The following is a 12,516-nucleotide window of genomic DNA, read 5'->3' as shown; positions in this document are numbered from 1 at the left end:
TTTGATATGGCATGTTTTAGTGCTATCGCAGCATTAATGTGAATGTGTCGCCGTATCTTTTGGTGTGTTTAGATTCAAAGTTGGTGTTTCATCGAAGAAGTTCCATGGTTTAAGCAGTACATTCACCCACTCCGTTGGCATGATTGGCCATTCTTCTGCTCGAGCAACATGGGTTGTACCCGTGGTTAACCACACGACCAAGTCTTTGTTATCAATGTTGTCATTATTTTTAACAAATTGCCCCAAGCCTGTATCTTTGTCAGAACGGTTTGGATACGCACCCTCTGGATAGAGTTCAGTCGGATTGTATTTAGTGACCCAAATTTGCTTATCCATAAAGTTTAAACGTTTGAATAACCATTCATCTGGACTAAAGTTTGCGCCTTTGGCAATTGGGTGCGTGCCACCAGCAAATGGAATCAGTTGATAAGAAACGGGATTGCCAACTTTGTTCTCTTTCGAATAGTTACTGATTAAACGAATGGTTGATGGATTAAATTTCTCTGCTGCTTCTTGTTCATTACTCACCACATGTTTTTCGATTTCCATCGTGCTTTTACGCACACCTTTTTTATTCACATTTACAACAGGGTTCATGTGGGTCAGTGTATTGTTCTCACCATCGACATCTAAGTCTAAACGGAAGTTATAAATATGCTGATGGGTTGTTCCCACAATATTATGATCAATCAAAGTTCCGTAACGGGTATCTTCTTTGGCTGTTGCATCATGCATAGTTGATGCTTTTACCCCTTTAACCGCTTCAATACCTGTAGCACCCGCATTAATCCCTATGGTGCCATTGTCTGAGAAGACCCAATCAAACATGTAGTCATAGTTACCAACTGTACTAATCCAGCGCACCACAAGCTCACGGCGCTCGGCACTTACATTGCTTTGTCCCATTTCTTGATGTTTAAACTCGGGTCCCGCATAACGTTCAAATACAGCAATTGCATTTGGAATCGTCATTGGTTTACCTTCGTAATCAGCAATCACTGCATCAAGCAGTACAGCATTCTCAGGAACATCCTTACCCCGCTCAATAGATGAGGTCAACGTACCCATTCCATATTCACCAGAGTCGAGATAAGACTTGAAGTACCAACCCATATCTGGATCACCATAAGGCACAACCATTCCCCCAAGATTGCCTTGGTACATGACTTTACGTTTTACGCCCTTATCTTTAAAAGTGACTGTGCCAACTTGTAAACCTACACGAGAATCAAGCCCGACATGGAAGCACCAGTTGCCCCAATGAATATACTGACCCGTGATGCTGTAGTTTTTACCCTCAGGTTCTACAATATTCAGAGGCTTACGTGTTTCTGCTTTTTTATCACGACCATCATAAGGACGTGGTGTCATGGGTACAGGCACTAAACTGCCCTCTTCAATTTTGACAATTTTCTTTTTGTCTAAATCGACGACAGCAACCAAATTCTCAATAGGATGTGCCCAATAGTTTCCATCACCTACATCAAGATAGCTGACAATTTTCAGTAAGCTAAGTTCTTTATTTAAACCATCTTCACCACCAAAGTATCCTACAGTCAGTGGTGTACCCACGACTTTAGTGACATCTGTAATGCCACGTTTTGCTAACGCAGCTTTATACTCTGGACTCTTCTGAATAACCTCTTGTACCATCATAAAGTCATCCAACAACACCATTCCATGCGTTGCAGGTAAGACCTTCCAAGCCTTTACTTGTTGTGTGTTCAGATCAACCACACCCTCAATAATATTATCGCTTTGTAATAAGCTAAATTCGGCTAAACGTGGACCTTTATATTCAGTATGATTCAGCACACTGTTCCAAACTGCATTTTTTTCAGGTTCTTGTAAACGAATACGGCTGAAACGTAATGCTTTCGGTGCACGTTGATCTGCCTGAATGATCTTCGTCACTGACTGGATTTCTTCTGTCGTTAAGGTATTTAACGGGTGCTTTACAGTTTCAACTTGAAAGGTTTGATCAAGGCCAGATTGGAAAATCTCATTTGCCAATGTTTCCGATGCCATGGCTTGACCGTCTTTTACAATAATGGGTGCCGAAATTTTTAAAGGCTTTCCATTCACCATAATGGTGGTTGAATTTGGTTTTGCTCGGACTAAGGTCGAATTTTTGCTGATGGTATAGATATTGGCATATTGGTCTTGCTGTACCGTTGCACCAACCGATTGCATGGCTTGTTGTAACGGTAACATTTTCGCTGCTTCACCATGTGCCATCGCTTGATTTGCACATGCACCAATTGCCATTACACCAACAACATTTGATATTTGTTTAAGATATTTTTTCAGCATTTGTGAATGTAATGTTTTCATCTCGGATTTCCTTAGCCTTACAAACTGTTTTTCTATGCTGAAAAATTACGCTGTTCCCTATGCAAAAAAATCATCCCAAAGGATGATTTTTAAAATTGAAGATAGATCGATCTTATATTTATTATGAATGTCAGCCAGACAGTACTCGGCTCATCAATTCCTGACGGCTTCTGACCTGTGTTTTTTGATAGATATGCTGTAGATGGGTCTTAATAGTTGATATTCCACAATGCATTTCATTGGCAAGTGCCTGATTATTTAGACCTTTACATAACAAGCCTAATATTTTAGATTCTTGTCGCGTTAGTGACTCAGTTAAACCTTCATTAAATAGGCTAACCTGATGACTAGAAACATCATAAATTTGATTAAAACAACATGTGGTCAAATCATAAAATGACTCTATTATTTTTAATTCTTGATTAGAAAATTCCGTATAGGCTGAAGATCGAACCAAACTCATTCCTCTGACTGGAACACCATTCTTGCGAAAGAATAATTCAACCGTATCTTTCACGTCCCATTTTTGGCAGAAATCTTCATACATTGCATTTGATGCTGCCGCTTGTAATACACTAAATTTCATTTCCGCTTTATCAAAAGCAAAACGATAATGTACAGGATCATAATGCTGCATATGCCCCAAGTATTCATCTACAGCGATATGATTCACACCTTTAAATGAATATTGACTGGCTGATGTTTCTGAATTGATATTAAACGCAACCAGTCCATCAAATGGAATAACTTTCTGAATGTTGCGACTAAACTCTTCGCTGAATTGATTCCAATTTAAAGTTTGCATCGTATACGGACACTAATAAAGCTCATATCCGTGCACAGCAATTTGTATACCAAATGTAATTTTTAAACATGAAAAAGAGCGTATGCTGCCTAGGCAACATACGCTCTTTATGATGATAATTCAGTAACTTAAGCTAGACCTTGCTCTTTTAATACTTGTAACATGGTTGCACCTAACTCCGCAGGGCTACGAGTATATGCCATTCCTGCTCGTTCAAAAGCTGCGAATTTTTCTTCGGCTGTCCCCTTACCACCAGAGATAATTGCACCAGCATGTCCCATACGTTTACCTTTTGGCGCTGTTACCCCTGCAATATAACCCACTACAGGTTTAGAAACATTAGACTGAATATATTCCGCAGCTTCTTCTTCAGCCGTGCCCCCAATTTCGCCAATCATGATAATCGCATCAGTATCTGGATCATCTTGGAACAGTTTTAATGCATCAATTTGGTTCATACCCGGAATTGGATCTCCTCCAATACCGATACAGGTCGATTGCCCTAGACCCAGTTTAGTGGTCTGAGCAACCGCTTCGTAAGTCAGGGTTCCTGAACGTGAAATAATTCCGATGCGCCCTGGTTGATGAATATGACCTGGCATAATTCCAATCTTACATTCGCCTGGTGTGATCACCCCAGGACAGTTGGGACCGACTAGACGCGTACCATTGCCATTGGTTTCTAAATAGCGCTTGGCTTTAAGCATATCTATAGTCGGTACACCTTCGGTAATTACCACAATCAGTCCAACACCTGAATCTACCGCTTCAATGATTGAATCAAGCACATAAGGTGCTGGCACATAAATCACCGATGCATCAGCTTGCGTTTCACGCACAGCATCTTTCATGGTATTAAAAACGGGTAAATCTAAATGTGTGGTTCCACCTTTACCTGGGGTTACACCGCCCACCACTTTGGTTCCATAATCCAGCGCTTGTGCAGAATGAAACGTACCATTCTTACCTGTGAAGCCTTGTACCAATACTTTTGTGTTTTTATTAATTAATACGCTCATGATGGCACTCCTTATGCTTTTACTGCTGCAACAATTTTTTCTGCTGCATCAGCCAAGCCGTTTGCAGAAGTTAATTTCAAACCTGATTCATCTAGAATTTTTGCACCCAATTCCGCATTGTTGCCTTCTAAACGAACCACGACAGGAACACTCACATGTACTTCCTGCACCGCAGCAATAATGGCTTCCGCAATCATGTCACAGCGAACAATACCACCAAAAATATTAATCAATACACCCTGTACCGAGGTATCTGCCAAAATCAATTTGAAAGCTTCAATTACACGTTCTTTGGTTGCACCCCCACCAACATCAAGGAAGTTTGCAGGCTGCCCACCATAAAGTTTAATGATGTCCATAGTAGCCATTGCCAAACCTGCACCATTGACCATACAGCCAATATTGCCTTCAAGTGCAACATAGTTCAGATCAAATTCAGATGCTTTAAGCTCACGTTCATTTTCTTGCGACTTGTCACGTAGTGCAGAAACTTCTGGCAAACGATATAAGGCATTCGAATCAATACCAACTTTGGCATCAACACATAAAATTTCACCATTTTCACGAACAGATAATGGATTAATCTCGAATAAAGCAAAATCATTTTCAATAAATGCCTGATATGCAGCCGTCATAATTTTGACAAATTGTGCAATCTGAGCATCTTTTAATTTCAAAGCAAATGCTACTTCACGTGCTTGGAAAGGCTGTAAACCCACCAAAGGGTCTACTTCTACTTTGATAATTTTTTCTGGAGTTTCTTCTGCAACTTTCTCAATTTCAACGCCACCTTCGGTCGATGCCATAAAAGTTACACGTCGACTTGAACGATCAACGACTGCTCCAAGATATAACTCACGTTCTACTGGATAGACATCTTCACAAACCAAAACACTATTCACAGGCTGACCATTAGCATCGGTTTGATAAGTCACTAAACGAGTACCGATGATATGGTTTGCGTAATCTGCCGCTTCAATGCTGGATTTGACGACTTTAACGCCACCAGCCTTACCTCGACCACCAGCGTGCACCTGCGCTTTCATGACTGCGAATTTTCCGCCAAGCTGCTCAAAGGCTTTTACTGCTTCTTCAGCATTGGTTGCCAATACACCTTCTTGAACAGGCATACCATATTTTTTTAATAACGCTTTGGCTTGATACTCATGTAGATTCATTGACTAACCTTTTACTACTTCTTTGCTTTGTTATGGACCGACTAATTCCTAGACTCACGTCTTATTTGGTATTAGTCCTTTTACATTTTTTCTTTCTTATTTGTAGTAGATTGTTCTGGTAAAAACAACCTTTAATCAAAAAAAAGAGCGGTTAAAACCGCTCTTTTCTTGTCTTATTTACGTTTACGCTGAATCGCGTGAATTGCTCGACCATCGACAGCCAATGCAGCTTCATGAACAACTTCAGAGAATGTTGGGTGACCAAAAGTCATCAACTGCAAGTCTTCAACAGAAGATACAAACTCAAGTGCGATCATACCTTGGTGTACGATATCAGATGCAGCAGGTCCGATTACGTGCATACCCAATAAACGGTCAGTTTTTGCATCCGCAACGAACTTCACGAAACCTGCATTTTCACCAGCAGCCATTGCACGACCATTTGCAGCGAAACCGAATTGACCAGTTTTAACTTCATGGCCTTTTTCTTTCGCTTGCTCTTCTGTTAGACCTACCCACGCCGCTTCTGGGTGTGTATAGATTACAGAAATGATTGTGTCATAGTTGACTTGTGCAGCATGACCGTGAATACGTTCAACAGCCATTACGCCTTCTTCCATTGCTTTATGTGCAAGCATTGGACCACGTACCAAGTCACCAATCGCATATACACCTTCAACAGAAGTTGCACACCAATCGTTCACTTCAACTAAACCACGTTCAGTGAGTTTAATACCTGAATCATCAGCCAATAAACCCTCTGCATAAGCACGACGACCAACACAAACGATTAATTTATCGAAAGTTTGAGTCTTGTCTTCGCCACCTTGCGTGTACTTAACTGTCACTTCACGACCGTTAACTTCAGTACCAGCAACTTTAGCGCCTACGCGAATGTCTAAACCTTGTTTAGTCAATACTTTTTGGTAGTCTTTAGCCAATGCTTTATCAGCCATTGGTAAAAATGCATCCATTGCTTCAAATACAACAACTTCAGCACCAAGACGACGCCATACTGAACCAAGTTCTAAACCAATTACGCCAGCACCAATAACACCTAAACGCTTAGGAACTTCTTGGAATTCTAAAGCACCAGTTGAATCAACAATAATGTCTTGATCAACAGGAGCTACAGGAATATTTACAGGCACAGAACCAGATGCAAGAATCACATATTTTGGCTCTAAAATTTGAGTTTCACCTTCATGAGAAACAAACTCAACTTTTTTACCAGCAAGTAATTTACCAGTCCCTTTTAACCATTCGATACCATTACCTTTAAGAAGTCCGTCGACACCCATAGTTAATTGGTTGACGATTTTATCCTTACGGTCAAGCATTTTAGCCAAGTCAAACTTCACTTCACTTGTTGTAATACCGTGATCATCTAAATGATGAACTGTATCTTCGTAGCGGTGAGAAGAATCAAGTAAAGCTTTAGAAGGGATACAACCCACGTTTAAGCAAGTACCACCTAAAGATGGCTTGCCTTTGTGAATACGTTTTTCGATACAAGCAACTTTAAAACCTAATTGCGCTGCACGAATCGCTGCTTCATAGCCACCTGGGCCACCGCCAATTACAACAAGATCAAATTGTTGAGACATGTTTATCTCCAAATACAGGCTTAGAGGATCGCTCTAAGCCTGTTATTTTTATTCTATCAATTAAAGGTCAAGGATCAATTTAGCTGGTTCTTCTAACAATTCTTTGATTGTTACAAGGAAACCTACAGCTTCTTTACCATCGATTAAACGGTGGTCATAAGAAAGCGCTAAATACATCATTGGCAAGATTTCTACTTGACCATTCACTGCCATAGGACGCTCTTGGATTTTGTGCATACCTAAAATTGCAGTTTGTGGTGTGTTCAAAATTGGCGTAGAAAGCAATGAACCGAATGTACCACCGTTAGTGATAGTGAACGTACCGCCAGTCATGTCTTCGATACCTAATTTACCATCACGCGCTTTGTAAGCGTAATCACGGATACCATTTTCAACTTCAGCATAGTTCATACGGTCTGTATCACGAAGCACTGGTACCACTAAACCACGGTCAGAAGATACGGCTACACCGATGTCATAGTAACCATGGTAAACAATGTCGTCGCCATCAATTGATGCATTAACCGCTGGATAGCGTTTAAGTGCTTCAGTTGCCGCTTTAACAAAGAAAGACATAAAGCCAAGACGCGCACCATGACGCTTCTCGAATGCGTCTTTGTATTGCGCACGCATTTCCATGATTGGCTTCATGTTCACTTCGTTGAACGTCGTTAACATTGCAGTTTCTTGAGTCGCTGCAAGTAAACGCTCAGCAACACGCTTACGAAGACGTGTCATTGGAACACGTTTCTCAATACGCTCGCCAACTGCAACACTTAAAGGTGCAACAGCAGCAGCAGGTTTAGTTTGATGGTTTGCAACATCTTCTTTAGTGATACGACCACCACGGCCTGTACCCGCAACATCAGCAGCAGGAATACCAGACTCAGTTAATGCTTTACGAACAGCAGGAGCTTGATCTTGAACTTGTTGAGCACGTTCAACGACTGGTGCAGCACCTGCTTGAGTGTTTGCAGCAGCTTGTTCAACTTTCGCTTCATCTTGAACTGCTTCAGTTGCAGCAGCACCAGAAACCGCACCTTCTTCAAACTGAGCAATCACTTCAGCTGAAAGCACTGTGTCGCCTTCATTTTTAATAATTGTAACGATTGTACCGTCAGCAGGAGCAACGACTTCTAAAACAACTTTGTCTGTTTCAATGTCACAGATCACTTCATCACGTGATACTGCCTCACCTGGTTGTTTGTGCCAAGTTGCAATCGTACCGTCTGCAACTGACTCTGGGAATACCGGTGCTTTAATTTCGGTTGCCATTACTTAGAATCTCCTGATTGTTCAGCTACGATCGCTAAAGCGTCATTAACCAGCTGAGCTTGTTGTTTTGCATGCAAATATGGTGAACCACAAGCCGGTGCAGCAGAAGCTTCACGACCTGCATAACTGATACGTACTTGTTTACCTGATTTCATCACATCATCGTATAAACGTGGTGCGATAAATAACCAAGCACCTTGGTTCTTCGGCTCTTCTTGCGTCCAAACAATTTCTTTTACGTTTGGATATTGAGCAAGGACTTCAGCAATACGTTGTTCTGGGTATGGATACAATTGTTCAATACGAATGATTGCAGTGTTATTTAACTCTTGCTCACGACGTTTCTCAAGTAAATCGTAGTAAACCTTACCACCACAAAGTACCAAACGGGTTACGTCTGCTTTGTTGATGTTATCGATCTCATCAATCACTGTCTGGAATGTGCCGTTTGCAAGCTCACTTAAAGTAGACGTTGCAAGTTTGTGACGAAGCAAAGACTTCGGCGACATGATGATCATTGGCTTACGAATTGGGCGAATCGCTTGACGACGTAAAGCATGGAAAATCTGTGCAGGTGTAGTCGGTGTCATCACTTGCATGTTGTCTTCAGCACATAGCTGTAAGAAACGTTCTAAACGTGCAGATGAGTGCTCTGGACCTTGACCTTCAAAACCATGCGGAAGAAGTAAAGTTAAACCACAAACACGTTCCCACTTCGTTTCACCTGAAGCGATAAACTGATCGATTACAACCTGTGCACAGTTTGCGAAGTCACCAAATTGCGCTTCCCAAATCACCAAGCTCTTAGGAAGCGTGGTTGCATAACCATACTCAAAACCTAACACCGCCATTTCTGACAATAATGAGTCATAAATTGCTGTACGTGGTTGATTTTCTTTGATGTGGCAAAGTGGGATGTAAGTTGAACCATCTACTTGGTTATGCAACTTCGCATGACGGTGTGAGAATGTACCACGACCAACGTCTTCACCTGTTAAACGAACAAGGAAACCTTCATCCAAAAGTGATGCATAAGCTAAAGTTTCAGCAGCACCCCAGTTCAATGGCATTTCACCAGTTTGCATTTTCAGGCGATCATCAATCACTTTTGCAACCTGACGCTGCATTACGAAGCCTTCAGGAAGCTCACGCATTTTGCGACCAAGTTCTTTTAAGCGATCTTCAGAGAAAGTTGTATCCCAAATGTCTGTGTATTCATGGCCTAGGTATGGCGTCCAATCTACAAACATTTTTGTATTTGGCTCTAATACCAATGCGTTAGCAACATGCTTGCCCGCTTCTAGATCAGAACGGTAATCTTCTACCATTTGGTCAGCAGCAGCACGATCTAACACATTTTGCTGAACCAATTGGTCTGCATACAATGCACGAGTCGTCGTTTTCTTGTTGATGACTTGATACATCATTGGCTGAGTTGCTGCTGGCTCATCCGCTTCGTTATGACCACGACGACGGTAACAGAACATGTCAATTACAACGTCTTTACGGAATGTATGACGGAAATCATGTGCTAATTGAGCAACGAACAATACTGATTCAGGATCATCACCGTTCACATGGAAAATCGGTGCTTGGATCATTTTTGCAATGTCTGTACAGTATTCTGTAGAACGCGCATCACGTGGATCAGAAGTAGTGAAACCTACTTGGTTATTCACAACAATGTGAACCGTACCACCTACTGTATAGCCACGTGTTTGTGACATTTGGAAGGTTTCTTGGTTAACACCTTGTCCAGCAAATGCCGCATCACCATGAACAATCACTGGCAATACATCATCACCGCCAATGTCTTTACGACGAACTTGACGTGCACGTACCGAACCTTCTACTACTGGTCCAACGATTTCTAAATGTGATGGGTTAAATGCCAATGCCAAGTGAACTTCGCCACCTGGAGTCATTACATTTGAAGAGAAACCTTGGTGGTATTTAACATCACCAGAACCCTTTTTATGTAAGCTCTTACCTTCGAACTCACCAAATAGGTCAGCAGGGTTTTTACCCATGATGTTAACCAAAAGGTTTAAACGACCACGGTGTGGCATACCAATGACAACTTCTTTACAACCTACAGAACCTGCACGTTGAATCAAAGCATCAACCATTGGAATGAAAGATTCACCACCTTCAACACCAAAACGTTTTGCACCGACGTATTTATTACCAAGGAATTTTTCAAGACCTTCAGCAGCAGTTAAACGCTCTAATACGTGTTTTTTCTGTTCTGCTGTAAAATTGAATTGGCCACGAGCACCTTCAAGACGTTGTTGAATCCAGCGTTTTTCTTTGGTATCAACAATGTGCATGTATTCTGCACCAATCGAAGCACAATACGTTGCTTCCATGGCTTGAACCATTTCACCTAAAGTGGCTTCATCTTTACCAATCAACAGATTACCTGTATTAAATACAGTGTCTAAATCCGATTGAGTTAAGCCATGTGCTGCAAGATCAAGATCAGGCACGATTTCACGTTTTGCCAAACCTAAAGGATCAAGCTTCGCTTTCTGATGACCACGGTTACGATACGCTGCAATAAGTTGTAATACGCCAATTTGACGACGCTCATGTTCAGTACTAACTGTGCTTTGCACCACCGCCTGAACACGGCTTGAATTGCGGCCTAATAAGAGGAATTGCTCACGTACATTGCTGTGTGGTTGATCACCTTTCGGGAATTTATCGAAGTATTCGCGCCAATCAGCACCAACTGATTCCGGTGACGTCAAATACTGCTCATAAAGTTCTTCAATATACGCTGCACTATCAGCGGAAAGTTCAGTGTCAAGACGCAAAGCGTCAGCAACTTCTTGCATTTGTGGACCCATTTCCTATTGCAAAAATATTTTAGGTGCCTTTTAAGCAACCCCATGATTGATAATGTCAAATTGGTAACATGACATTAGTCCCCAGCAGACATCAGCCTCAGGGCGTTATCACCACATTAGGAGTATCCTGATGTGAAAAATGAACAACAACACCCTCAATGGCATCATCACTCATCCATATATACTCGACCGAAACCGAGCAATTTTTTGCAAAATCGTTTTAGAAAAGATAAATTCTCGATTTAGCTTTTCTAAAACCACTTAGAAAATAGGTAAGCACTCAATTTATATCAAAAAACGGGTAATAATTAACCATGGTTTTTTCAATATAACGATGCATTAAATCGTAACATGTTCCACTTTCACCAATTGATTTTTTTGACACATACCATCCATAAATCAGCGAAATACACTCCACATTTTATGCTGTAAACTATGGTGATTTATCATCAATTAAGATGCAATCTAGACCAAAGTTCTATTTAAGTTTTTCAAATAGCAAAAAAGAGCACCTTCTTACAAACTGCCCTTTTCTAACGTTATATAATAGCATTTATTCTACGCAACAACCGCTTTTCAGCATAAATAATCCCTTCGTTTTACACGAATCGCACAAATTATGTCTATGTGCTTTCACTGGAAGTGTAAAACTGTATAACAAACTATTTTTGCATTTCATAAAAAAGCACACCCGAAAGTGTGCTTTTTTTAAGTCTCATTAATCTTTAAAGATTAGCCAGCCATATCTAAAAGCATATTACGGATATGACCGATTGCTTTAGTTGGGTTTAAGCCCTTAGGACATACTGATACACAGTTCATGATGCCTTTACAACGGAACAATGAGAATGGGTCATCAAGACGAGCCAAACGCTCTTGAGTCGCTGTATCACGCGAATCGATAATGAAACGATACGCATTTAATAATGCAGATGGACCTAAGAATTTGTCTGGGTTCCACCAGAATGATGGGCATGAAGTTGAACAACATGCACACAAAATACATTCATATAGACCATCTAAGTGTTCACGCTCTTCAGGAGACTGTAAACGCTCCTTCGGTGGCGCAGGTTGATTATTAATCAAGAATGGATGGATTTTATTGTACTGATCGTAGAACTGGTTCATATCCACAACCAAGTCTTTCACAACAGGAAGACCTGGAAGCGGACGAACAGTAATCACATCCGGCAAATCATTGAGATTCCAAAGACATGCTAAACCGTTTTTACCATTGATGTTTACACCATCAGAACCACAAATACCTTCGCGGCACGAACGACGGAATGTTAACGATTCATCCTGTACTTTCAATGCAAGAAGTGCATCAAGCAACATACGATGCTTATCAGTCAATTCAAGCTTAAAAGTCTGCATGTACGGTGCTGCATCCTTATCAGGATCGTAGCGGTAGATATTAAATGTACGAGTACCTCTACTCATCTT

8 protein-coding genes are annotated in these 12,516 nt (G+C 41.1%); all 8 read right to left on the bottom strand.

The features are described from left to right. Nucleotides 1–33 precede the first annotated feature (33 nt). On the bottom strand, nucleotides 34–2,334 hold the full coding sequence (tynA, locus tag I593_RS01540) for a primary-amine oxidase (RefSeq protein ID WP_016165827.1): 2,301 nt from the start codon (nucleotides 2,332–2,334) through the stop codon (nucleotides 34–36). 130 nt (nucleotides 2,335–2,464) lie between these two features. Then, entirely contained in the window at nucleotides 2,465–3,139 is a 675-nt protein-coding gene (locus I593_RS01535; protein ID WP_016165826.1) for a response regulator transcription factor, read from the bottom strand. A 128-nt stretch (nucleotides 3,140–3,267) separates the two neighbouring features. Next, nucleotides 3,268–4,158 carry a succinate--CoA ligase subunit alpha gene (gene sucD, locus I593_RS01530; protein WP_016165825.1) on the bottom strand — a complete coding sequence of 297 codons (891 nt, stop codon included), beginning with the start codon at nucleotides 4,156–4,158 and terminating at the stop codon, nucleotides 3,268–3,270. Between the two features lie 11 nt (nucleotides 4,159–4,169). Then, complete coding sequence (sucC, locus tag I593_RS01525) at nucleotides 4,170–5,336, bottom strand: ADP-forming succinate--CoA ligase subunit beta (RefSeq protein WP_016165824.1); 1,167 nt, start codon at nucleotides 5,334–5,336, stop codon at nucleotides 4,170–4,172. Nucleotides 5,337–5,509: 173 nt separating this feature from the next. Then, entirely contained in the window at nucleotides 5,510–6,943 is a 1,434-nt protein-coding gene (lpdA, locus tag I593_RS01520) for a dihydrolipoyl dehydrogenase (RefSeq protein WP_016165823.1), read from the bottom strand. Between the two features lie 60 nt (nucleotides 6,944–7,003). Further along, entirely contained in the window at nucleotides 7,004–8,218 is a 1,215-nt protein-coding gene (gene odhB, locus I593_RS01515; protein WP_016165822.1) for a 2-oxoglutarate dehydrogenase complex dihydrolipoyllysine-residue succinyltransferase, read from the bottom strand. Further along, entirely contained in the window at nucleotides 8,218–11,058 is a 2,841-nt protein-coding gene (locus tag I593_RS01510) for a 2-oxoglutarate dehydrogenase E1 component (RefSeq protein WP_016165821.1), read from the bottom strand. The genes odhB and I593_RS01510 overlap by 1 nt, the downstream gene beginning before the upstream one ends. A 744-nt stretch (nucleotides 11,059–11,802) precedes the next feature. Next, entirely contained in the window at nucleotides 11,803–12,513 is a 711-nt protein-coding gene (locus tag I593_RS01505) for a succinate dehydrogenase iron-sulfur subunit (RefSeq protein ID WP_016165820.1), read from the bottom strand. Between the last annotated feature and the right edge of the window lie 3 nt (nucleotides 12,514–12,516).

Origin of the sequence: Acinetobacter tandoii DSM 14970 = CIP 107469, from assembly GCF_000400735.1 — a bacterium.
GTDB lineage: Bacteria > Pseudomonadota > Gammaproteobacteria > Pseudomonadales > Moraxellaceae > Acinetobacter > Acinetobacter tandoii.
This window is presented reverse-complemented; position numbering and strand designations above follow the sequence as displayed.